23 protein-coding genes are annotated in these 23,454 nt (G+C 58.6%); 12 read left to right on the top strand and 11 right to left on the bottom strand.

The genetic code is table 11. The annotated features are described in order from the left end of the window. Positions 1–78: 78 nt before the first annotated feature. Complete coding sequence (locus tag EO133_RS08875; protein WP_127072294.1) at positions 79–666, bottom strand: TetR/AcrR family transcriptional regulator; 588 nt, start codon at positions 664–666, stop codon at positions 79–81. 70 nt (positions 667–736) lie between these two features. On the opposite strand from EO133_RS08875, the gene EO133_RS08870 reads away from it, so the two are divergent. Beyond that, positions 737–1,162: a VOC family protein gene (locus tag EO133_RS08870; RefSeq protein WP_127072293.1), complete on the top strand. Its 426-nt coding sequence runs from the start codon at positions 737–739 to the stop codon at positions 1,160–1,162. 3 nt (positions 1,163–1,165) lie between these two features. On the opposite strand, the gene EO133_RS08865 is transcribed toward EO133_RS08870, so the two are convergent. From EO133_RS08865 to glpK, 3 genes are all read right to left on the bottom strand, one after another. Continuing rightward, the gene (locus EO133_RS08865; RefSeq protein ID WP_127072292.1) at positions 1,166–1,831 is read right to left on the bottom strand and encodes a response regulator; all 666 of its coding nucleotides are present in this window, start codon (positions 1,829–1,831) and stop codon (positions 1,166–1,168) included. A gap of 70 nt (positions 1,832–1,901) precedes the next feature. After that, positions 1,902–2,351, bottom strand: a complete 450-nt coding sequence (locus EO133_RS08860) for a MerR family transcriptional regulator (RefSeq protein ID WP_127072291.1) — start codon at positions 2,349–2,351, stop codon at positions 1,902–1,904. 70 nt (positions 2,352–2,421) lie between these two features. Beyond that, positions 2,422–3,912 carry a glycerol kinase GlpK gene (gene glpK, locus EO133_RS08855; protein WP_127072290.1) on the bottom strand — a complete coding sequence of 497 codons (1,491 nt, stop codon included), beginning with the start codon at positions 3,910–3,912 and terminating at the stop codon, positions 2,422–2,424. 246 nt (positions 3,913–4,158) lie between these two features. On the opposite strand from glpK, the gene EO133_RS08850 reads away from it, so the two are divergent. Both EO133_RS08850 and EO133_RS08845 read left to right on the top strand, forming a co-directional pair. Next, positions 4,159–7,563, top strand: a complete 3,405-nt coding sequence (locus tag EO133_RS08850) for a peptidoglycan-binding protein (RefSeq protein WP_127072289.1) — start codon at positions 4,159–4,161, stop codon at positions 7,561–7,563. A gap of 12 nt (positions 7,564–7,575) precedes the next feature. Further along, the gene (locus tag EO133_RS08845) at positions 7,576–8,031 is read left to right on the top strand and encodes a DUF3429 domain-containing protein (protein ID WP_127072288.1); all 456 of its coding nucleotides are present in this window, start codon (positions 7,576–7,578) and stop codon (positions 8,029–8,031) included. Here EO133_RS08845 and pdeM read toward each other — a convergent pair. Together pdeM and EO133_RS08835 are read right to left on the bottom strand one after the other, a co-directional pair. Then, positions 8,028–8,735 (bottom strand): ligase-associated DNA damage response endonuclease PdeM, encoded by a 708-nt coding sequence (pdeM, locus tag EO133_RS08840; protein ID WP_280516130.1) that lies wholly within the window; start codon positions 8,733–8,735, stop codon positions 8,028–8,030. The two genes, EO133_RS08845 and pdeM, sit on opposite strands and share 4 nt — an antisense overlap. Then, positions 8,704–11,253 (bottom strand): ligase-associated DNA damage response DEXH box helicase, encoded by a 2,550-nt coding sequence (locus tag EO133_RS08835; RefSeq protein WP_127072286.1) that lies wholly within the window; start codon positions 11,251–11,253, stop codon positions 8,704–8,706. Before EO133_RS08835 ends, pdeM begins: the two co-directional genes overlap by 32 nt. A 48-nt stretch (positions 11,254–11,301) precedes the next feature. Between EO133_RS08835 and EO133_RS08830 the strand changes: the two genes are divergently transcribed. From EO133_RS08830 to EO133_RS08810, 5 genes are all read left to right on the top strand, one after another. Then, positions 11,302–11,610 (top strand): DUF6460 domain-containing protein, encoded by a 309-nt coding sequence (locus EO133_RS08830; protein WP_127072285.1) that lies wholly within the window; start codon positions 11,302–11,304, stop codon positions 11,608–11,610. Positions 11,611–11,676: 66 nt separating this feature from the next. Next, positions 11,677–11,880, top strand: a complete 204-nt coding sequence (locus EO133_RS08825; protein ID WP_127072284.1) for a dodecin family protein — start codon at positions 11,677–11,679, stop codon at positions 11,878–11,880. A gap of 187 nt (positions 11,881–12,067) precedes the next feature. Beyond that, positions 12,068–12,841: an SDR family NAD(P)-dependent oxidoreductase gene (locus tag EO133_RS08820; RefSeq protein ID WP_127072283.1), complete on the top strand. Its 774-nt coding sequence runs from the start codon at positions 12,068–12,070 to the stop codon at positions 12,839–12,841. Further along, complete coding sequence (locus EO133_RS08815; RefSeq protein WP_127072282.1) at positions 12,838–14,154, top strand: LLM class flavin-dependent oxidoreductase; 1,317 nt, start codon at positions 12,838–12,840, stop codon at positions 14,152–14,154. Before EO133_RS08820 ends, EO133_RS08815 begins: the two co-directional genes overlap by 4 nt. Positions 14,155–14,275: 121 nt before the next feature. Then, complete coding sequence (locus EO133_RS08810) at positions 14,276–14,914, top strand: glutathione S-transferase family protein (protein ID WP_127072281.1); 639 nt, start codon at positions 14,276–14,278, stop codon at positions 14,912–14,914. A 203-nt stretch (positions 14,915–15,117) separates the two neighbouring features. Here EO133_RS08810 and EO133_RS08805 read toward each other — a convergent pair whose 3' ends face one another. Beyond that, positions 15,118–15,522, bottom strand: a complete 405-nt coding sequence (locus EO133_RS08805; RefSeq protein ID WP_127072280.1) for a tellurite resistance TerB family protein — start codon at positions 15,520–15,522, stop codon at positions 15,118–15,120. A 171-nt stretch (positions 15,523–15,693) separates the two neighbouring features. Here EO133_RS08805 and EO133_RS08800 point away from each other — a divergent pair, with 171 nt between their 5' ends. Then, positions 15,694–17,349 (top strand): lysine--tRNA ligase, encoded by a 1,656-nt coding sequence (locus tag EO133_RS08800; RefSeq protein ID WP_127072279.1) that lies wholly within the window; start codon positions 15,694–15,696, stop codon positions 17,347–17,349. Positions 17,350–17,369: 20 nt separating this feature from the next. On the opposite strand, the gene EO133_RS08795 is transcribed toward EO133_RS08800, so the two are convergent. Beyond that, positions 17,370–18,017 (bottom strand): S24 family peptidase, encoded by a 648-nt coding sequence (locus EO133_RS08795; protein ID WP_127072278.1) that lies wholly within the window; start codon positions 18,015–18,017, stop codon positions 17,370–17,372. Positions 18,018–18,173: 156 nt separating this feature from the next. On the opposite strand from EO133_RS08795, the gene EO133_RS08790 reads away from it, so the two are divergent. Both EO133_RS08790 and EO133_RS08785 read left to right on the top strand, forming a co-directional pair. Beyond that, entirely contained in the window at positions 18,174–18,521 is a 348-nt protein-coding gene (locus EO133_RS08790) for a DUF952 domain-containing protein (RefSeq protein WP_127072277.1), read from the top strand. Continuing rightward, entirely contained in the window at positions 18,518–19,618 is a 1,101-nt protein-coding gene (locus EO133_RS08785; RefSeq protein ID WP_127072276.1) for a quinone-dependent dihydroorotate dehydrogenase, read from the top strand. Before EO133_RS08790 ends, EO133_RS08785 begins: the two co-directional genes overlap by 4 nt. A 34-nt stretch (positions 19,619–19,652) precedes the next feature. Here the strand turns inward: EO133_RS08785 and EO133_RS08780 are convergent, their stop codons facing one another. Together EO133_RS08780 and EO133_RS08775 are read right to left on the bottom strand one after the other, a co-directional pair. Further along, positions 19,653–20,138, bottom strand: coding sequence for a GNAT family N-acetyltransferase (locus tag EO133_RS08780; RefSeq protein ID WP_127072275.1), 486 nt, complete (start codon positions 20,136–20,138; stop codon positions 19,653–19,655). Positions 20,139–20,253: 115 nt separating this feature from the next. Further along, the gene (locus tag EO133_RS08775) at positions 20,254–21,591 is read right to left on the bottom strand and encodes an MATE family efflux transporter (RefSeq protein ID WP_127072274.1); all 1,338 of its coding nucleotides are present in this window, start codon (positions 21,589–21,591) and stop codon (positions 20,254–20,256) included. Between the two features lie 330 nt (positions 21,592–21,921). Between EO133_RS08775 and EO133_RS08770 the strand changes: the two genes are divergently transcribed. Next, positions 21,922–22,398, top strand: coding sequence for a tryptophan-rich sensory protein (locus EO133_RS08770; RefSeq protein ID WP_164734944.1), 477 nt, complete (start codon positions 21,922–21,924; stop codon positions 22,396–22,398). Between the two features lie 201 nt (positions 22,399–22,599). Here the strand turns inward: EO133_RS08770 and EO133_RS08765 are convergent. Further along, a partial coding sequence (locus EO133_RS08765) for a methyl-accepting chemotaxis protein (protein ID WP_248297999.1) occupies positions 22,600–23,454 on the bottom strand: 855 nt, incomplete at its 5' end.

The following is a 23,454-nucleotide window of genomic DNA, read 5'->3' as shown; positions in this document are numbered from 1 at the left end:
GGTTCGGGCCAGAGACATAATTGACCGGTATTGGCATGGCAAGGCCGGGACGTTTCCGCACAGACGTAAGCTGGTCAATCACCTCAACAGCCCGGCAAACAGGTGCCCGAGTATCTCTTCCCATTCCTTACGACTTCCACCTGCAGCAATGTCGAGGGCAGCCTGATCGAAGGCGGCGGAGATCATCGCTGTCAGCGGTTCAATCGGCATGGCCGGCATGGCTCCGGCCTCAATTGCCAGTGTCAGCCCATCGTGCAATGTCCGCGCACCGTGGCGCATATCGATCGCCTTTGCTTCAGCGTGCCCTAATACCGCAGGCGCATCGATGAGCAAAAGCCTTGTACGACCGGGCACTGCCATGGCGTCGAGATAGGCCTTTCCTCCTGCAAGAAGTGCCTGGGCTGGCGATGTGTCCTCAGGTGACGATTGCTCTATTTCACTTGCCACCGCCGCCGCCTCGGCATCGGCCACCGCCGCAAACAGCGCTTGCTTGTCGGCGAAGTGATGATAAAGCGCGCCACGCGTCACCCCCGCTCGGGCGACGATCTCGGGCGTGCCTATATCCGAATAGGCTTTTTCGGCGAATAGTGCCCTTCCCGCCGCGATGAGCGCTGCTCGGGTCGTTTCAGACCGGTCCTTGTTGGAACGTCTGCGAATCTCTTGCATACATGCAGCCTGTATGTTATTTGCAATTTACATTCATACTGTATGTTTGTTCTATGCGAAAGGAAAGCCCATGCGTGTCTCTAGTTTTTATCCCGTCGTCATGACCGATGATGTCGCTGCCACAGCCGCATTCTACGTCGGCCATTTCGGCTTCAAGGCTCTGTTTGAGGCCGATTGGTACGTTCATCTGCAATCGGCGAGCGATCCGTCGATCAATCTTGCCATTCTCGATGGTCAGCACGAAACCATTCCCCAGGCTGGCAAAGGCAAGGTTTCAGGGCTGCTGCTCAATTTCGAGGTCGAGGACGTCGATGCTGAATATGGCAGGCTTCAGTCCCTCGGCCTGCCCATTCTTCTGGACTTACGCGACGAAGATTTCGGGCAGCGCCATTTCATAACAGCGGACCCCAATGGTGTCTTGATCGACATCATCAAGCCCATTCCGCCAAGTGCAGAATTTGCCGCCCAATATGCCGAAGACGCGCTTGCGCAATAAAGGTCAGGACGCCTCGACACCTTCAACGAGTTGAGCAAACTGGCCCTGCTCGATCTTGGAAGCGGCAATAACGGCCTGTGTGCGGCTATCGACATTGAGCTTTTGCAAAATGGCCGAGACATGCGCCTTGACTGTCGCTTCCGAGATGGAAAGCTCATAGGCGATCTGCTTGTTCATCAGGCCGTCCGACAACATCATCAGCACGCGCACCTGCTGTGGCGTAAGAGTTGACAGACGCGATAGCACTTCGGTTTGCTCATCTTCGCCTTCAAGGGTAACGCCTTCAGGAACCCACAAGCCGCCCTCAAGCACGGTATCGATGGACTTGCGGATACGGGCGGCACTTTCGGACTTGGAAAGATAGCCGGATGCCCCAAGATCAAAACAACGGCGGATAACGGACTGATCTTCCACGGCGGAAACAACCATTACCGGAATATCGGGGAACTGCGCGCGCAGCAGCAGCAGTCCAGAAAACCCTCTAACGCCTGGCATATTGAGATCGAGCAGAACGAGATCGCAATCGCGATTTGCCTCAAGCGTGGCGTTCAACCCGTCGAGATCACCGGCTTCTTCAATGGCCATGCCATTGGTTTCTTCCCCAAGGGTCTGCCGCAATGCCGACCTGAACAACGGGTGATCATCAACGATAACGATACGATGGCTCATGCCCGGGTTTCCTGTAATGCCCTTATCGGGATGTAACGGAACAATGACGCAGGCACAAGCTTGCAGGCCATCAGATTATGTCCCCCTGCCCGTCCGGGTCCTGCGGCTCGGCAAGCATTCCTTCAATGATCTGCTCCACCCGGACCAATTCGGCCAGCGACTTCTCGATTGCTGCGCGCCGCTGCTGAAGGAGATGACGCTGGTGATGCACCTTGTCGAGCGCGCGGCGCAGATGGTCGTAAGACCCGTCCCGCAGATCGTAGGTGTCGAGATACTCCTGAATCTCGCGCAAGGTCAGACCGACCTGCTTGCCATCGAGAATGATCCGCAAGCGGCGGCGGTCCCTGTTGGTATAGAGACGCTTGTTGCCGACCCGCCGGGGACGCAACATCCCCTTATCCTCGTAAAAACGGAGGGTGCGGTGGGTAATGTCGAAGGCATCGGCGAGTTCAGCGATGGTATAGATGGCGGGACCGTCAACGCGCCGGGGCGCCCGATCCTTGCTAGCGGAACTATTCATGGCCTTTGTGTTGCGAATTCAGTGTATGTGGTCAAGTGAAATCACCATGGGCAGTAGCGTATGACAAGCATTAATGCGAGAGCGTACGCCCTACAGCGTCGGCCCAGCCGTCGAGTTTGCGCTTGCGCTCGTCCTTCGCCATTTTCGGTTCAAAACGCCTGTCGCGCGCCCAGGCCTTTGCAAAGCCTTTGGCGTCAGGCCAAAGCCCGGTGTAAGAGCCAGCCAGCCAGGCTGCGCCAAGGGCAGTAGTTTCCAGCATGGTTGGCCGATCTACCGGCGCATCGAGAATGTCGGCGAGGCACTGCATGGTCCAGTCCGAGGCCACCATGCCGCCATCAACCCGCAAGACGGTTTCCGTATCGCCGGTCTGCCAGTCCTTATGCATGGCAGCCAACAGGTCGTGGGTCTGGTAGCAGACGGATTCGAGCGCAGCGCGGGCAAATTCAGGCGCGCCTGAGCCGCGCGTCAGCCCGAACATTGCCCCGCGTGCTTCCGAATCCCAGTGAGGAGCACCGAATCCGACAAAGGCAGGAACGAGATAGACGTGCTGATTGGGATCAGCCTTTGCGGCCAGCGCCCCCGCTTGGTCAGCACGATCAATAAGGCCGAGTTCATCGCGCAGCCACTGAACCGCCGCGCCTGCGACAAATATCGAGCCTTCCAGCGCATAGGTGGTTTCCCCATTGAACCGATAGGCAATTGTCGTAAGCAGCCGATTTTCCGACTTAACCTTTTGAGTGCCCGTGTTCAGCAGGGCGAAGCAGCCCGTGCCATAAGTCGATTTCAGCATTCCAGGCTCAAAACAGGCCTGCCCGATAACCGCAGCCTGCTGGTCGCCAGCGACACCGCAGATGGGAATTGGCGCGCCGAACAACTCAGGATCGCAGATGCCGAAATCATCGGCGCAGTCCTTGACCTCGGGCAGCAGCGAAGCAGGAACGCCAAGGATGCCCAGCAATTCCTCGTCCCAGACGTTCTCGCCGATATTGTAAAGCAGCGTCCGGCTGGCATTTGTCGCATCGGTTAAGTGCCGTTTGCCCCCGGTCAACCGCCAGATCAGAAAGCTATCGACTGTACCGAAGGCCAGTTCACCCTTTTCGGCACGTGTACGTGCCCCATCGACATTTTCGAGCAGCCATTTGACTTTGGTACCCGCGAAATAAGGATCGAGCAGCAGTCCGGTCTTGTCGGTAAAAAGCGGCTCATGGCCTTGCGCACGCAGTTGCTCGCAAAGACTGCCGGTGCGGCGATCCTGCCAGACGATGGCATTGTGAATCGGCTCACCTGTCGCCTTGTCCCAGATCAGCGTCGTTTCACGCTGATTGGTGATACCGATGCCTTTGACCTCTTGTGCAGCCACACCTGCTTTCTTAAGTGCCGTCCGGACTGCCCAAACAACAGTATCCCAGAGGTCCTGAGGGTCGTGCTCGACCCAACCCGATTGCGGGAAATGCTGAGGGAATTCTTTTTGCGCACTTTCAACAACCTGCATCTGCGCATCGAAAACGAGGGCGCGGGTCGATGTGGTTCCCTGATCGATTGCCAAGACATATCCCGTCACGAAAGTCTCCTCCGACATAGCTTGCCTTGAGGCGAGAATTCACACGGTCACATTGGTTGCGCAACCCCTCTCATGACGGGATAGATCGGCAAAGTCGGCGTAAATTGCGTCAATTTGCACAATGTTTTGCAAGATGCGACGCCGATTAACGCGATCTTTACCATGTTTTATCAACAGTCAGGCTAGGCGAATCCAACATGAAATGGCGCGTGAACCGCGCCGTCGAACAGCCCAGCGGGAACTGTAATGGCGCGTATCAATCCTCATCATGACTGGCACGAAGATGCTCGGCCGGGCGGCAGTTCTGCCGAATGGGAAAGTTTGCGCAACGAACTTGTGGCCCTGCTCGATCAGGTCGAAGGTCAAGTCATGAGTGGGCAGCGAGCACGCGCTGCGGCTATGCCACGTGCGCCGCAACCCGCTCAGCGCCCACATGCAGGCGAAGCGGAGCGCCATAACGCAGCCTTGCGCACCGTCCGGCAAGCCGTTGATCGTCTGGCCGATCGTTCAGACCGGCGAGATATGGGGCGCAACGACGCTGTGGCCGAGGCTATCGGACGCATCCGGGCGCGCCAGGGCGCGCGTGTTCAGGTGGAGCAAAAGCCGGCAATATCCGCATCAGATGTCGCCGGTTTCGCGCAATCTCTTTCCGCGCTGAGCGAACGCATCGAACTTTTTGAAGCCAAAATCGCGTCCCAACTCGGCGCCCTGGACACCAATGCGGAGATTTCCGCGCAGGTGGGCCAACTTAGCGAAGTGATCGAATTGCTCGCCAGTGCGGTCGGCGAATCCGGACAGGTCAAGCGGCTGGAAACCCAGCTTGAGCGATTGGCAGAAACTGTCGCCCAGGGCAGCCAGATCAGCCAACAGGACACAATCGAGCGCATTGAAGCGCTGGCACAGACAATCGAAAGACTCACTGCCTATCAGGTCGAAGCCAGCAGCCGCGACGAGCAGCGCGATGCGGAAGCCAATCGCATGCAGTCGGAATCGATGCATGCGATTGAGGAAAGCCTGCGCAATATTTATGACCGGATCGACACCCTCGAAAGCGCCGATACGGTCGGGGCGAGCGCTCTTGATCGACTGAGCCAGGATATGGCGGCTCTTTCGGTCGCCGTGCAGGAAAAGAGCGCCCCCAGCGCCTTGCTGGAGCGCATCGATGCGCTGGCGGACAAGATCGAACGGCTCGAGTCTCCCAATGTCAATTCAGCAGATATGCTGCGCGAAAGCATTGCCGTTCTGCGCGATGCCGTGTCCGAGACGATTGAGCCGCGCTTTACCGCCATTGAAACCCGCATTGATGCCTTGAGCGAAACGATGCAGGCTGCCGACACCCGCGGCGCAGTAGCAGGCGTAGAGGCGCAACTGCGTCAGATTGCAACCCGAGTGGACGACACGCGCGAGCAACTCACCGAGTTGGCAGCGCTTTATGCCGGGGCTCCAACGGCGCCCGAAGCACCCGATTACGCGAAACTGGCGGACATGATTGTCGCGCGGACCCGCGCAAAAGCGGACACAGCGCCGCAGCCGGACACAAGCACCACCGATGCCGACCTCATTGCGATCAAGGAACAACTTTCGCGCCTTGTCGCGCGCGACCAGATTCCGGTGCCCGGCCCTAATCTGGGTGGCGTGAAGGATTCGATCAATAAGGTCGATAGCCGCCTTGCGCGGCTAGAGGCCATGCTGAACACTCCGGCCAAGACCAGCCCTCCGGCAGATACGCCCGAGCGAGTGCAAAATCGCGATGTTATCGCTACCGCCGAGGCTCCGACAGTTGAAGATGCTCTGGCAGAAGCCGAAGTGGCTGGCGCTTCTGTCGAGCCACTTGCAGCTACACAAGATTCAATCGCCTCACCGGCACCAAAGCGACCGGATACAATGCCCGAAGACCCCGTATCGGGGTCGCCGGTCCCGCGCCGTGCGCAACCGGCACAGTCCGAAGCGGTGATCCCGCGGAAAACGGTCGAGCGCGGCTTTGCCATCGATCCCGAAGCGGTCGAGCGCCCATCGAAGCCGAAATCGAGCTTGATGGATGCCGATGACACCGGCCCTGCGAAAGATTGGCCACCCAGCACGAAAGTCGCAGCGACGCCTGCAAAGAGCACGGATTCCCCGGACGCCAGCAGTGTCAATCGTTCAAGCTTCATTGAAGCTGCGCGCCGTTCTGCCCGCCTTCATCCGGCAAGCCAGGACGCGGAACCCAAATCACTTATTGGTCGTGCCATGGCGCGCTTTCAACGCAGTGAGACCGAAGAGGCAGATGAAAAGGACATTGATCCGACCGCGGAAACGGCAAAGCCTGCCAACTCTCGACCCGATTTTGTCGCTGATGACGATATTTCGCTCGATGAGCGCCATGAGGGCGATGAAAAGCCCGAAAGCTTTTTTTCGCGTAACAAGCGTCCTCTTCTTCTGAGCACCGCGCTGATCGTCGTGATCGGCTTGACGGCACACTTCGTTATAAACCGTCCATTTGCGCGCGCCAATCTGGTTACGCCCCCCGCCGTTGCGGAACCGGTCGCGGCAGAGGAACAAACCGACGCGGCGCCCGAAGAAGCAACCATTCCTGCTGAGCCGGAAGTGGAGATCACGCCGGTCAGTGCAGCAAATGAGATCACCTCGCGCGTTCCCATGATCGATCAGGCACCGGCATTGCAATCGGACTTGGCCGATGCGCAGAGGGTCCTGAGCGGTATGAATATCGATCCGATCCAGACAGCAGCAATCGGCAATCAGCCCGATCGCTACATCGAACGTAGCGCATCCATGCCCACTGTCGCACAATTACCGGAAATTTCGGCTCCCGAAGGCATTGAACCGGAGATGCTGCGGCAGGCCGCCGAAAGCGGCGATATGCGCGCCCAATTCGAGATCGGGGCGATTTTGACCGAAGGTCATGTCGTTGAGCAGGATCTGGAACAGGCTGCGGCCTGGTACGAGCGTTCGGCAGCGCAGGGATTTGCGCCCGCGCAGTACCGCTTGGGCAATCTTTACGAAGGCGGCCGCGGCGTTGAACGCGATCTGGAAATGGCGCGGCTTTGGTATCAGCGTGCAGCCGAAGCGGGCAATCGCATGTCCATGCACAATCTGGCATCGCTTTATGCCAGCGGAGAGCTCGAAAATCAGGACTTCGGTTCGGCGGCCCACTGGTTCGAACAGGCGGCAGCACGCGGGCTGACAGATAGCCAGTTCAATCTCGGCATGCTTTATGCACGCGGGCTGGGTGTCGAACAGAATTTTGAGCAATCCTATCTCTGGTTCTCGCTTGCCGCACAGGCCGGCGATGAGGACGCCCTGGTCGCGCGCGAAGATGTCACACGTTCTCTGGACGCTGATGCCGTGCTGCGGCTTAACGATGCTGTGGCGAATTGGAAGCCGACCGAAACCGACCTGGCAACGAACTTTGCACCGATCGGCACCTGGGATCCCGAATTCGATCCCGGCCAGACGATTTCCAATCAGGAAGTCGTAAAGCGCGTACAAATGCTGCTGGGCAAGCTTGGCTTCGATGTCGGCGAGCCGGATGGCATTTCCGGTCCACGCACCCGTGAAGCCATCGCAGCCTTTGAGCAAGCGACCGGCATGAATGAAAGCGGTGAGGTAAACCCAAGACTTCTTGCGGTGCTCGGCAGTCAGCCGGTTTAGGAGCGCAAATCAATGTGGCTGATCCAGAGCTTTTCAACGATCACTGGTATAGCCGCATTGCTGGGTCTTCTACCATTTCTGGCAGGGCTGTTCTTCACGATTTTCCCCGGTCTGCTGCCCATCGACGCTGTGATCTATGAGCGTGCAATGCTGGGCTATGGCGCAGCGATCCTCTCGTTTCTGGGCGGCGTGCGCTGGGGCATACGCCTCGGTAGCGGCGCGGGTTCTGAACTTACCTATGTTGCGGGTATTCTTGGGTCGATCCTTGGGTTCGTCACGGTCCTGATGCCGGTGGAAATCGGGCTGACCATGCTCATCATCGGGTTCGGCATCTATGGGGCCTGGGACATATGGGCAGGCTTTCAGGGCACCCTGCCCCGCAACTACGCCCATATGCGATCCGTCATGACGGCGCTGGTCTGCGCCGTTCTCGCCATCATCATCGTTATCCGTTTGCTGTCGGCCTAACGGGCTACCAGCCTCGACGAACCGACAGGATAGGTTCGATCCCTGCCGATCATTACGACCTGCAACGCGCTCTTGTCGAAAAGACCCTGAAATGCTGGCGACAGGATGTTGAGACTACCGGTAGAGGCACCATAGGCGGGCAGGATCATCAGATTATCATCATAGGCAAAGCATGAGCGCCGCGCCGACTTGCCGTTCATAGCGATCCGGGCGGCCGGGTGAAGGTGCCCGGCGACAAGGCCCTTGGTGCCCGGACGCGGTTCGTGCTGGAACGTCAACCCGGCAATAGCCAGTTGCGCTGCGCAGTGGCCGCCCAGCGCATGAGCCGACGGATCGTGATTGCCCGCCAGCCAGACCCAATCGAGCGTTCCGGTCAAAGCCGACAAACGTTGTCTGTCCTGGGGCTGGAGCGTATTGACGCCATTGTCGCGGTGAAAACTGTCACCCAGGGCGATGACCTTGCGCGCACCTGTGAGGTCTATATCTCCCTCGAGCCGCTGCAGTGTCATTGCTGTATCGTAAGGGGGCAAAAACTGACCCGAGGGCGCAAAGCTTGAAAATTTCTCGAAATGCAAATCAGCGACCAGCAGTGCATCTATCTCCGGCCAATAGAGCGCGCCTGAGATCAAAGGCATGAAGTCATGACCGCAAAAACGGATCGTGGTTTGCCAGTCATCTACCGATATGGGCTGGGTCTGCGCCAAAAGCCATAGCCTCTGCAATAAGGTCTTCGGCAGCCTCGCGCATCAGGGCATCGCGCGCCTCGCCGAAGATGGGTTCTTTTCCGATATCGAGCATTACAGGTACCGCAAGCGGCGAGATTCGGTCCAGAGGCTTATGGAGAATATGCTGCCGAATACGCTTCAGGGCGACGCCCAGCCTCTCGATGTCGAGCAAGCCTCGTGCCGCATCGTGGCGCGTCGCTTCGATCAGAATGTGGTCCGGCTCGTGCTGATAAAGAACGTCGTAGATGATATCCGAACTCATCGTGATCTGGCGTCCCGACTTCTCCTTGCCCGGATGACGACGCTCGATCAGGCCGGAAATAATCGCGCAATTGCGGAAAGTGCGCTTCATGAGCGCGGATTCATCGAGCCAGGCTTCAAGATCGTCGCCCAGCATATCCTCATCGAAAAGCTGATCGAGCGACAAGCGGTCGGTGCGGATCAGAGCGGAAAGATCGGTTGCGCACCAGATGGCCAGCGCATAGTCCGACGCGACAAAACCCAGCGGTTGTGTCCTGGCCCGCTCCAGCCGCCGCGTCAAAAGCATGCCGAGCGTTTGATGCGCAAGTCGTCCTTCAAACGGATAACAGACGAGATAGTGCTTATCTGCGCGTGGAAAAGTTTCGACAAGCAGACTGTCACGCCCCGGCAGCACCGAAGCGTGGCGCTGGAGTTCAAGCCATTCACGCACTTGATCGGGCAATTGCTGCCAATGTTCAGGTTCGGCCAAGATTCGCCGGACACGATCAGCGAGAAAGGTCGACAGTGGGAATTTTCCGCCCATGTAAGAGGGGATTTTCGGATTGTCCGAAAAGGATCTGGAAACATAAGCCTCGGTTTCCACCACGCCTTCAAAGGCAACGATCTCCCCGCCGAACATGAATGTATCGCCACGCACGAGCTGATCGATGAAATATTCCTCGATCTCACCAAGCATCCTACCACCGCGCCCGATGGGACCGGTGGTTGCGCCCTTTTTGATTCCGCGTGCCCTTACAAACCGGACCTTGAGCATGGGCTCTTCAACGATTGTCCCAGCATTGAGCCGATATTGCTGGGCGATCTGGGGATTGGCGATCCGCAAGCGCCCATCCTCGGTCTTACGCAGTTTGGCAAAACGCTCATAAGCCTTGAGCGCATAGCCGCCGGTTGAGACAAATTCGAGGACCTTATCGAACTTCTCGCGCGGCAAATCGCGATAAGGCCATGCGGCGGTGATTTCGGCAAAAGCCGTGTCGGGGTCAAGAGGCGCAGCGCAGGCAAGCCCTAAAAGATGCTGCGCCAGAACATCCAGCCCACCGGGCAAGGGCCTTTCGCTATCTTGTGCGCCTTCTGCGACCGCTTCCAGAGCCGCCTCGCATTCAAGCACCTCAAACCTGTTGGCCGGAACGAACAGGGCCTTGGAGGGTTCATCGAGCCGGTGATTGGCACGCCCCACGCGCTGGAGCATACGCGAAGCGCCCTTTGGTGCGCCGACCTGCACGACGAGATCGACGTCGCCCCAGTCGATGCCCAGATCAAGCGTCGAGGTGCAAACAACAGCGCGCAGGTTTCCCGCGACCATCGCGCTTTCGACCTTACGGCGCTGTTCGACCGACAGGGAGCCATGATGCAGAGCAATAGGCAGTGCGTCCTCGTTGATGGCCCACAGGTTCTGGAACAGCATTTCCGCCTGTGACCGCGTGTTGACGAACAATAGCGTCGTGCCGTGCTTCTCTATGGTTTCGAGCAATTCCGGCACCGCGTAGGCTGCGGAGTGACCGGCCCATGGCACTCGGTCGTCGCTTGCGAGAATGGACAGCTTTGGTGGCGCGCCGCCGGGCGCATGAATGAGTTTTGCCGGCCTTGGAGCGACCGGAGCGGCAATCCAATCACGCAGAATTTCCGGTTCGGCAACAGTAGCCGATAGCGCGGTGACACGCATTTGCGGTGCAAGACGGGCGAGCCGCGATACGCCGAGCGCCAGCAGATCGCCGCGCTTGGAGGTGACAAGCGCGTGAAGTTCATCGAGCACCACGCGCTTGAGACCACCAAAAAGTTTGGCGCTATCGGGATGGCTGATCAGCAGGGCAAGCTGCTCGGGCGTGGTCATCAGGATATGGGGCGGATCGAAACGCTGGCGTTGCCGGCGGGAGGCCGGCGTGTCGCCGGTGCGGGTTTCGATCTTGATGGGCAGCGCCATCTCGCGCACAGGATCACCGAGATTGCGGGCGACATCCACTGCCAGCGCCTTGAGCGGCGAGATATAGAGCGTGTGCAAGCCCGAATGCGGTGACGCGATCAAATCCTCGATGGATGGCAGGAAACCGGCCAGCGTTTTACCGGCGCCAGTCGGTGCGATCAGCAGAACCGAATTGCCCTCCCGCTCTGCCGCAAGCACCGCCAATTGATGCGCGCGCGCCTGCCAGCCTTTGCCGGCAAACCAAGCGGTGACGGGAGCGGAGAGTTCGGGCAACAGGCGCTGGTTCCCTTGTAATACGGCGGTTTGCACACACATGGTGTAGCACTATAATGAGTGTGCGCAAGAATCGCAGGATGAGCAATCGTGCCAGAGACCATCGACAAGACTGAACGTGAAAAGAAGCGCGGTTGGGCCGAAAATGTTTTGGGCGACACTCCCGGCCGACTGTTCGTCCGGCTTGTCGTGATGAGCCTGATCGTGGGCTTTCTGATGGCGATCTTCGGGGTCAGTCCGCAGGATATTTTCCGTTCGGTAGAGCGGTTTTTCGCCGATATGTTCGACAACAGTTTTGAAGTGCTGTACCGCGCGTTCAGCTATGTTGTGACCGGCGCGATGGTGGTTATCCCGATCTGGATCGTGATGCGGTTGATGGCCTCGGCACGCCGCCGTTAGCGGCTTCCGGAACTTGCAGGGCGCGGAAATCGTTCACCTTCGTTAGATGGAAAAACGGAGGAAGCAATGACTGTTGCCAGAGTAACCGAGATTTCAGCGACCTCGCCCGACAGCTTCGATGATGCCGTAAAGCAAGGAATTGCGCGCGCCTCAAAGACATTGCGCGGTATGAAAAGCGCTTGGGTGAAAGACCAGAATGTCGAGATCGAAGATGGTAAGGTAAGCCATTATCGCGTCAATCTCGCTATAACCTTCATTCTTGAAGATTAGCAAAAGGTCCGGCGGGCCGTAACGACGAACGGCTCGGTTATTGAGGTGCACAGGCGGTTGCGCAGGGCGTTGGCTTTGCCGATAGTGGGCTGAAAACGTGCCAGAATCGGTTTCGCTTGACGGGAAATTCTGCGTCGTTTCTGGTCCTAAAATTCCTTGAAAGCCCCCCTTAGCGGAAAGTTTTTGCATGTCTTTAAGCCCTGTCATCTTCATTACCGGCGCGACCTCGGGTTTCGGCGCTGCGACCGCTCGTAAATTTGCTTCCAATGGCTGGAAGGTTGTGGCGACGGGACGGCGGCGTGAACGGCTCGACGCGCTGGTGGACGAATTTCCCGGATCGATCCATCCCGCCGTCATGGACCTGACCGACAAGGCCAGCATCGATGCGGCGGTTGCCGCCCTGCCCGACGATTTCAAGCCGGTAACGTGCCTTTTCAACAATGGCGGGCTGGCGCTGGGCACCGGCGCCATTCCCGACATCGATACCGACCAATGGCGCACCATGATCGAAACCAATGTGATGGGGCTGATCCACACGACGCTTGCGGTCCTGCCGCTCGTCAAAGCAGTTGGCCGAGGCTCATCGATCATCAATGTCGGCTCGATTGCCGGGCGCTTCGCCTATACGGGGGGCAATGTTTATGGGGCAACCAAGGCCTTCGTGAGCCAGTTCACGGCCAACCTGCGAACCGACACGATGGGCACCGGCATCCGCATAACCGCATTGGAACCGGGCCACGCGAAATCGGAATTTACCGCCGTGCGGACAGGCGGGGATTTCGAGGCCAATGAGAAGATGTATGCGGATAACGAACCGCTGTTGCCCGAAGATATCGCCGAAACCGTGTGGTGGCTGGTCAACCTGCCAGCGCATGTCAATGTCAACGCCATCGAGATCATGCCGGTATGCCAGGTGCCAACGCGGCCCGTGATTTTGAAAAAGGATGATTTTGGCTCTTGAGTGCCCCCGCAAAGCGTATGCTGCTCAATGCGGTGATATTCGGACTGGGCAGCCATGAGGCTGGTTGGCGGATGCCGGAAAGCAACCCGCTGGCGTCGACCGATCTCTCCTATTGGATCGATATTGCCAAACGTGCGGAAGCGGGGGGCTTCGATGCGCTATTTCTGGGCGATGTCCTGGCTTTGCAGCAAGGCGCCGAGCGGCACCTTTGCGATGCGATGGACCCGTTTGTCATCCTTTCGGCGCTGGCCGCAGTCACAAAACGGATCGGGCTGATCGGTACGGCCTCCACGAGTTTTGACCACCCGTTTCATCTGGCGCGCCGATTTGCGTCGCTCGACCATATCAGCGACGGCCGCGCGGGCTGGAATATCGTGACCTCCTCAAATGCGCTGGAAGCGCATAATTTCGGGCTCGATGCCATGCCCGAACATGGTGCGCGTTATGCGCGAGCGCAGGACGTGACAGAAGCCGTGCTGGCGCTCTGGGACTCATGGGCGCCCGACGCGCGCATCGCGGACAAGGAAAGCGGACATTATCTCGCACCGGATCGCGTACACGCTGTCCATCATGAAGGCCCGTTCGTGCGGAGCGCTGGGCCGCTTAACGTGCCGCGTCCGCCGCAGGGGCGGCCTGTTCTGGCACAGGCCGGGTCATCCGATGCGGGGCGCGATTTTGCGGCGCGCCATGCCGATATTGTTTTCACAGTGCAATCGGCACTGGAAGACGCACAGGCTTTTTATCGGGATATCAAGCAGCGCGTTGCCGGGTTCGGCCGCGATCCCGAAAGGGTTTTGATTTTCCCCGGCATTGTCCCTGTTGCGCGCGAAACGCGAGAAGCGGCAGAACAGCGCTTGGCTGAAATGAACGGGTTTGCGGTGCTTGACCATGTGGTTGCTAAGCTGTCGGAGTTTTTAGGTTCAGACCTTTCGAGTGAGGACCTCGATGCACCCCTGCCCGATCATGTTGGTATTGGATCGCCAAACCAATCCAGCCAAAGCCGGGTGGCAGTGCTTGTCGGCATTGCGCGGCGCGATCGACTGACCCTGCGCCAGTTGCTGATGCGCCTTGCCAGCGGACGCGGGCACCTGCTTGCGGTCGGCACCGGCAAGGACATTGCCGTGACCATGCAACACTGGGTGGAAAACGGGGCCGCCGACGGCTTTAACGTGATGTGCCCGGTCATGCCTGCGGATTTGCAGAGCTTTATCGACCTTGTGATACCGCAATTGCCCGGCGCGGCTGTTGAAGGCGAGGCCAAGACGCTGCGGGAGCGGTATGGGTTGAAACTGTCTGGCGGCAGGGGCCGTTGATTTGTCCTGGTCGATCAATCAATCATCTTTCCATATCTTCCCGTGTTTCTGGATAGAAGACTGAGCCCCCATGTCGGGATCACCCTTGCTCAAACGTCCTATGCAAAACGGGAGATGCGGAATGACCGAGCTTGTGCTGACAACTTTCAATTGGGTTCCCGAGGTGCCACGGGGCTATGTGCGCGACCTGCGGATACGTTGGGCGCTTGAGGAAGCAGGGCTGGCTTATCGCGTAGAGAGCGTACCATTTGCGGAGCGGAACGCGGATCATTTTGCACATCAGCCATTCGGGCAAGTGCCGTGGCTGACCGATGGTGAGATTTCGATTTTTGAGAGTGGCGCCATTTTGCTGCACCTTGGCGAAAAGAGCGAAGCGCTGATGCCGCAAGCTGGCGCGGGACGTGCTGCGGTGATCGAATGGCTGTTCGCGGCGCTCAATTCGGTGGAAATGGCGAGCCTGCCGTGGTCGCTTTACAAGTTTTCCAACGACAGTGTTGAAACGCCAGGGCGCGCGCTACTGGACACTTTTCTCGTTGGCCGGTTGAAGCATATGGAGAGCGTTCTGGCCGGGCACGAATGGCTGGCCGGCACATTTTCGGTTGCCGACATTCTTATGGCGGACGTGCTGCGCCTTGTGGATCGGTTTGACGGACTGGCGCAGTTTCCCGCCTGTCGCGCCTATGTTGCGCAGGCCACGGCGCGCCCGGCTTTCCAAAAGGCATATGCCGACCAGTTGGCGCATTTTGCTGCAGCGGACTGAGGGAGAAACTGCCCCGAATGTGCCGGGTGAGGGGTAAAATGTGAGCCTGCAAAGAGACCCCTCATCCGTCTTGGACCTGACGGTCCAATCCACCTTCTCCCTCAAGGGGAGAAGTGTGGCGCCGTGCGATAAGGCCACGTCCGGTGGGTTTGGTTTTCTGGGCGCAATCAAAACTGCTTAAATACAGTTGTCTCGAAAGGCTCCTACAGCCGTCGGTGACGAATGCGGGCGGAGGTCTCGATGGCGGCTGTCGTGAGGCGATCGACGGCAAAGGCGTCGCGGATCATTTCCAGAAGCCGCAATTCTTCCTGATTGAGCGTGAGATCAACCGTGACCACTTCCACAGCAAGCGCATAGGCGGTTTCCTGCAGGCGCGGTTCGAGCGCATCGGTGATCATCACCAGCAGGGCATCGAGCCCGCCCTTGTTGACGAGATCCACGCAATCGGATGCCACCTGCGGCAGCCGGCCAATATCGAAATTGGCAAAAACCGGCCAGCGGCTGATCAGCGCCGCAAACCGATCAACCTCGCGATCAGACACATCCTTGTCGGATACGGCCGCGATCACCATCGTGTAAACCAGAGCATCGGCGGGCGAGAGTTTCATTTGCGTTCAAATCCGGCAAGGTGATGACTGAAGCGATCCTAGGAAGCGAACCGCATTTGTGCAAGTGCGCCATTTGCCCCTGCCCCTTTGCAACGGGCGACGCCATTGACCTTTTTTGCCCGTTCGTGCAACAGGTGCAGCGATTTTTCGTCTCCCCAACAAAACAAAAGGATGGGCAAAGTGTCCCACAGCCTTCCCCCGCTTGACCCCGCTGCAATCGAAGCCGCCGTGACTGCACGCGCATGGCCTTTTGAGGAAGCGCGCAAAGTGGTCAAACGGGCTGAAAAGCTGGGCAAGGACGAAGTGATCTTTGAGACCGGCTATGGCCCCTCGGGCAAGCCCCATATCGGCACCTTCGGCGAAGTGCTGCGTACAACCATGGTGCGCACCGCATTCCGGCTTTTGACAGGCGATACGATCAAGACGCGGTTGATCTGTTTTTCAGACGACATGGATGGCATGCGCAAAATTCCGGACAATGTGCCCTCAAGAGAAGCGCTTGAGCCGTTTCTGCAAAAGCCACTGACTGCGGTGCCCGACCCCTGGACCAACGAATATGCGAGCTTTGGGGACCATAACAACGCCATGCTGCGGCGGTTTCTCGATACGTTCGGGTTCGATTACGAGTTTGCCAGTGCGACCGACTATTACAAGTCCGGCAAGTTCGACGAAATGCTGCTGCGCACGCTGGAGCGCTATGACGACATCATGGGCGTGATGCTTCCAACCCTTGGCACGGAGCGGCAGGCGACCTATTCACCCATCCTGCCGCTTTCACCGATTTCAGGCCGTGTGCTTTACGTGCCTATGAAGGAGGTTAATGCTGCCGATGGCACGGTGACTTTTGAGGATGAGGACGGGCGTGACGTTACGATTCCGGTGACGGGCGGCAATGTGAAGCTGCAGTGGAAGCCCGATTTCGGGATGCGCTGGGCCGCGCTGGGCGTGGACTTTGAAATGTTCGGCAAGGACCACCAGACCAATCAGGTGATCTATGACCGCATTTGCGCGATCCTTGGTGGCACCCCGCCCGAACATTACGTCTATGAGCTGTTTCTCGATGAGGAAGGCCAGAAGATCTCCAAGTCCAAGGGCAACGGGATCACCATCGATGAGTGGCTGACTTATGCCTCCTCGGAAAGCCTTGCGCTTTACATGTTCCAAAAGCCACGGACGGCAAAGCGGCTCTATTTCGACGTTATCCCCAAGGCCGTGGATGAGTATTACACCTTCGCGGCAAAGGCGCAGGGCGAAGACGCTGGCCAATTGCTGGAAAATCCGACATTCCATATCCATTCCCAGCGCCCTCCGGCCTACGAAATGCCGGTGAGCTTTGCCCTGCTGCTCAATCTCGCCACAGCGTCGAACCCGGAGAGCCGTGAGGTAATGTGGGGCTATATTTCGGCCTACGCGGCGGGGGTAACGCCGCAAACCCATCCCCATCTGGATGCGCTGGTCGGTTATGCCATGCGCTATTTCGAGGATTTCGTTCAAAAGTCCTACCGTGCGCCCGACGATTTGGAGCGCAAGGCGCTTGAAGATCTCTCCAAGGTTTTTGCAAGTCTTCCCCAGGACGCGAACGGCGAGGCGATTCAGAATGCGGCACTGGACGTTGCCCGCGAGATCGAACGCTATCAGGACCACAAGCGCCTCGGCCCCCATGGCGGTCCGGGGGTATCGGGAGCGTTCTTCCAGATGCTCTATCAGGTGCTGATCGGGCAAGAACGCGGTCCGCGCTTTGGTTCATTTGCTGCGCTTTACGGTGTTGAGAATACACGCAAGCTGATCGAAAAGGCGTTGAACGGGGAGTTGGCGTCCCGGACCTGACACGCAAAACGTGTCAGGTGCTACTGGCTGGCCCAGAGAATACGGGCGATCCAGTCAAGCTCTTCAGGCGCAAAGATACGCGGCGCGTGGTCGGGGTTGATCGAATGCAATTCGACCCGCTTTTCGGTGCGGCGGTATAAAATCTTGGCCATGACCTCGCCGTCATGGGTGCGCGCGACCACGCGATCACCACGCCGCAATGGCGCCGAGGGCGAAACGATCAGCACATCGCCATCGCGGTAAAGCGGCTGCATGGATTCTCCGGTGACTTCGAGCGCATAGGATGTGCCATCGCCCAGATCGGGCAATCGCACCTCATCCCAACCCTGCCCGACCGGAAAACCCGAGGCATCGAAATAGCCACCCGATCCCGCTTGCGCAAAACCCAGAAGCGGCACAGTCGCCCCTCCCATTCTGGCTGGCGTGGAGGTCTGCGAATAGGGCACGATCGAGGCCATCATGGAGTCGAAGCTCTCATTGGTGGCCTCGAGCACCTTGGCGATGGATTCAGTGGAGGGCCACCGTTCGCGCCCATCCTTGCTGATGCGCTTGGAGGGATTGAAGGCCGTCGCATCGAGCCCGGCGAGCTTGGCCAGGCCGGAAACCGACAGCCCGTGCCGCTCGGCAAGGGTGTCCAAGGCTTCCCATATTGTGCGATGCGTGAGCATGGGCAAAGGGTCCGAAAGAGGAATTAAATCTCTTGACTGCGGAAACAAATCCTATTTTGTTCTATTCGGAGTTAACCATTTTGTAAAGGGGCAAACCCCTTGGCAGAGGGGCGCTACACGGTTACATCAGTCGCGAACCAGCGACGAGGATCGACGATGGCGCAACCGATTTACAAGATAGCTCACAAGAGCGATTGGGAGGCCGCGATTGCGGCAGGCGAACTGGTGGGCACGCCGATCGATCTCAAAGACGGGTACATTCATTTTTCCACCGCCGGGCAATTGGCCGAAACGCTGGACAAGCATTATCGCGGGCAAGCCGATCTCATATTGGCGACGATCGATCCCGCATTGCTGACCGAGCCCCTGCGCTGGGAAGAATCTCGAGGCGGGCAGCTTTTCCCACACCTATATGCCGTGCTGCCGCTGTCCGCCGTGACGCGCTATCGCACACTTCCCGCCCGGGCCGATGGCGGGTTCGATCTGCCGGAGATAGAGCAATGAAACTGAGCACCCTTTTGCGGTCTGGTGGTATGCAGGACTTTGCGCGCGATGCCCTGCTCAAGATGGAGCCGGAAACCGCGCATGGCGCAACAATCAATGCGCTGCGCATGGGGCTTGGCCCGAAAGGCGCTCCCGACAGCCCGCGGCTTTCGACGCGCTTTTGCGGTCTGGACCTGCCCAACCCGATCGGGATGGCGGCAGGGTTCGACAAAAATGCTCAAGTGCCGCAACCACTGGCGCGTGCGGGGTTTGGCTTTGTAGAAGTGGGCACGGTGACGCCGCGCCCGCAAAGCGGCAATCCAACCCCGCGTATTTTCCGCATTCCCGAAGCACAAGGGGTTATCAACCGGCTGGGGTTCAACAATGAGGGCCATGAAGCGGCCTTCGAGCGGTTGAAGGATCGCAAGCCGGGCCATGTGGTTGGCGTCAATATAGGGGCCAATAAGGACAGCGAGGATTTCGTTGCGGACTATATTGCCGGGGTGGTGACATTTTCGCCGCTGGCCGATTACCTCACCGCCAATATTTCCTCGCCCAACACACCGGGGCTGCGCAATTTGCAAGCCGATGAGGCGCTGAAACGCCTTCTGGGCGCAATTGTCGAAACACGGGCCAAGCAACCGCGACAGACGCCGATCCTTCTCAAGATCGCGCCAGATCTCGATGAGGCGCAAATGGATGGTATAGCGCGGGTCGTGCTGGCGAGCGGGATCGACGGGCTTATCGTTTCTAACACCACGCTTTCACGCGATCCGGTTGCCGGGATGGTCAATGCCGATGAAACAGGCGGGCTTTCGGGCAAGCCGCTCTTTGCGCTTGCGACCCAACGGCTCGCGCAGATGCGCCAGCGGCTTGGCCCGGACTTCCCGATCATCGGGGTCGGCGGCATCCATTCCGCGCAAAGCGCCATTGCCAAGCTGGAAGCCGGGGCCAACGTGATCCAGCTTTATTCAGCGCTGGTTTATGGCGGGATGGGGCTGCTTGAGGAAATTAAACACGGACTGGTTGAAGCAATTGCGGCGCGTGGGCTTTCCTCCGCTTCGGACCTGACAGGCGCCAAAGTGGATGAATGGGCCGAGGGGCACGGCACCCTCTAGAAGCATTGTCAGGAAATGCTGAAATGCGCGACGCCTAGTTGTTGGTCCACATGGGCAAGACCAGACCCCATTGTGTTTCCTGAGGTGGTCCAAACGGCTTGAAACCCAGCTTCTTATAGACGGCTATCGCCCGTGCATTGTCTGGATGGGGATCAGTCGCAATCACGGGCACCCCCTCATCAAAGAGGGCCTGCATTCTCATGGCGATAAATGCTGATCCATGCCCGATACCGACCATTCCCGGATCTCCGATGAATTGGTCAATTCCCCGCGAACCCTCGGGAAGTTCAGCAAAATGGTGATCTTCCCATCCATGAACCGTGTAGTCCTGCATGTACGCGAAGGGGTGTCCGAGGGTTGAAACGATCCAACGCGCCACCCGCGGATCAGCCAATTCTTCTTCATCGTATGGCTCATCGGAGTCCCACCACTCACGGACATGGACGTTCGATTGCCATTCCATGAGCAGATCGAGATCGTCCAGCGTCACTTTGCGAAAACTGTATTTATTGGCTGCCATTCGGACAGTTTAGCAGATCGTCTGCCGGTAGGGATGGGTTCATTCCGGCTATTCCATAAAGGTGCCAGCGTCTGATTTTCACCACTCACGCATTTCGACTTTTGCTGCACACGCTCTAGGCGAAAAGCACCGGCTTTCGGCGTTCGATGGCAACGGCATAGATCGCGGCGCGGCCCAGCAGCAGGACATGCAGCGCAATCCAGAGCCCCCAAAGGCCCAAAAGCGGTTGCAGGGCCATTGCAACGGCAAGATAGATGGCAAGGGAAATCAACATGCCATTGCGCATGGTGGTGTTGAGCGTAGCGCCGATCATGATCCCGTCATAGACGAAGGCTGGCATGCCGGTGAGCGGGGTCAGCGCTGCCATGACCAGATAGACGCGGGCAAATTCGCGCACCTCGGCGTTGGTGGTCATCAGATCGATGGCCAGCCAGCCAAAGCCGAAAATCAGGGCACTGAGCGCTCCGGCCATCACGAAGCCCCAGCCCAGCCCGAGTTTGGTTGCGCGCTCAAAGGCCGGTTTCCAGTTCGCACCGACCGCCTTGCCGCAGAGCTGTTCGATTGCCGTTGAAAGACCATCGAGGAAAAAGGCCGAAACCGAAAAGAGCTGCAAAAGAATGGCATTTGCCGAGAGCACGACTTCGCCCATGCGCGCGCCCTGCGCAGCGAAATAGGCAAAAGCGCCCATGAGGGCCGCCGAACGGATGATGAGATCCCGGCTGATGCCGAGCATACGCCTGACGGCAGCGAGATCGAAAAGCTCGGCCCGCGGTGTGCGGCTGATAATGGTTCCAAGACTGCCGAAATGACGCCGGGCGATATAGAGCCCGACTGCTGCTGCTGCAATCTGGCCGATGACCGTGGCGAGCGCGACGCCGGCCACGCCCCAGCCCAGCCCGAATACAAAGGCAATCGAGAGCACGATATTGACGGCGTTGACGAGGATTTGCAGCCACATGCCGGTCTGCGCATCGGCGCGGCCATAAAACCAGCCCAAAAGCACATAGTTGATAAAGACGAAGGGCACCGAGGCCATGCGGATGTAAAAATAGTCGGCAAAGGCCTGCGCCGAATTGGGTGGCGGCGCCAGCGATATGGCAAAGAGCCAATGAATTGGCGCCGACAGCGCAAGCAGAACGATCGCGAGCACGCCTGCCACCAGCATGGCGCGCGCCATATGCAGCAGGCCATCGTCGGGATCGCGCGCGCCGACCGCCTGCGCCGTCAGACCCGCTGTGCCAAAGCGCAGGAAAAAGGCCAGCGCAAAAATCATGGAAAAGGCTACAGCGCCCAGCGCCAGCCCGCCAAGCAGACCGGCATCGCCCAGGCGCCCGATGACGGCAGTATCGATGATGCCCGCAACCGGCTCGGTGATAAAGGCAATCGAAGCGGGCAGCGCAATGGCCCACACGTCCTTGTGGCGAACCGAAAACGGGAATTGGGGGCGTGACATGAAGTGCGTCCGGCGCGGGGAATAGAGGATCGGAGCCTAATCCGATTCGCGCATAGACCTCACGGCCAATGTGGCGACGGGGTCATTGTCCGTTGGCAGATTGTGTGATGGGCAGGTGTGGCAGCGGATTGGTGCTGCGGTTTAGGGGGCGCCAGGACTGGAATGGGGTGGATTGCGGACTGGCGGCTTCCAGTGCTCGATTCATGTGAGCGGACATTGTTAGGTTGACGCCTCCGACAACAATGCCTGAAGCGCAATATAGGTTTCGGAGGAAATGATCTTGTGCCACATAGGTATTGTGATGGTTTTCTTGCGCTGCGAGGTCCGCATGTGAGTTGGGTGGTTGCTATCGGAATCGCAGCGGCATGTGCTGCGCTTGAGGCGTTGCTCTCAGGAAGGGCGCCCTTCAAGTTCCTGCAGACGCTTAAGCAGCCCAGTTGGGCTTTGCCTATTTGGGGCTGGATGGCCGTGGGCGGGCTCTTCTATGTCGTGATGACCGTGAGCTTGGCTCGAACGTTGGAAGTTGGCGGCGTGAGTAGTTTGCCGGCGATCCTGATCGTGTTGGTGCTCCTCACGGACGGCTTCTGGAACTTTCTGTTGTTCCGCTTACGGCGTTTCGATTGGGCTTACTGGTATCTCTTTCCTTACGCGCTGTTGGTTATATTGGCTTGCCTCGCCACCTTCTCTGTTGATGCGGTTTCTGGTGCGCTGATCGCCCTGTACGTGGTCTTCCTCCCCTACGATTTTGCCTGGGCACGCGCATTGCAACTCATGAACAGATCAGGGCCTGCGAGCTCATCAATATGACAGACCCAACCGCTGTCGACGCTGGCACCGCTCGAGCTATGCAAGAATCCATGCCCGTCTGCTTCCAAGCAGCTTGCGAAGCGTCGGGAACGTCGTCAATGAGGTCGAAACCCGCCAACCACGTCTGCAATAGCGCAAAACAAAACGGCCCCGGAGTGCATCCGGGGGCGTTTGCATGCCTTTATCGAAGTAAAGTAGCGATCAGAACTCGTCCCATTCTTCGGCCTTCAGGGCAGCATTGCCCTGGCTGAGATAGGCCGAGGCTGCAGTCCTGGTTTTGGCGGGGGCCGATGGCTTGGACGAGTTCGCGGGGGCAGGTTGCCGGACCGGTTCTGCTTCGCTGGCGCCGGAGACTTTGAAGACATCGACAATCCGGTCCAGCTCGGACGCCTGGGCTTCGGTCTGCTCGATGGCCGCATTGGTTTCTTCCACCAGTGCCGCATTGTGCTGGGTCATCTCGTCCATCTGCCGGATCGCGGTGCTGACCTCGTTGATGGCGGACGTCTGCTCACGGTTGGCGCGGGAGATGTCTTTCATCAGCGCGCTGTTTTCTTCCACCGATTGCAGGATGGCAGCGAGCTTCTGGGCAGCATTGGCAACAAGTTTCGAGCCACCATCGACTTCATTGGCGCTCTGCTCGATCAGGGCCTTGACCTCGGAAGAGGCTTCGGCAGCAGATTGAGCCAGACGGCGCACTTCCACGGCAACCACGGCAAAGCCCTTGCCCGCTTCGCCTGCCCGTGCCGCTTCCACCGACGCATTGAGCGCCAGAAGGTTGGTCTGGAAGGCGATGTCGTCGATCATGCCGATGATGTTGGAGATTTTCGACGAGGAGGTGGTGATGCGTTCCATGGCGGTCGTGGCATCGGCCATGACCGTCCCGCCCTCATTGGCAAGCTTGGCGGCCGTTTCGCTGCCGGCAAAGGCATTCTCGGCCTTCTGGGCGTTCTCGTTGACCGTGGTAGTAAGCTGATCCATGGCGGCCGAGGTTTCCTCGATTGCCGCGGCCTGCTTGGTCGTGCGTTCGGACAAATCGTTGGTGCCGGCAAGGATTTC

Source organism: Pelagibacterium lentulum (assembly GCF_003992625.1).
Taxonomy (GTDB): Bacteria; Pseudomonadota; Alphaproteobacteria; order Rhizobiales; family Devosiaceae; genus Pelagibacterium; species Pelagibacterium lentulum.
This window is presented reverse-complemented; position numbering and strand designations above follow the sequence as displayed.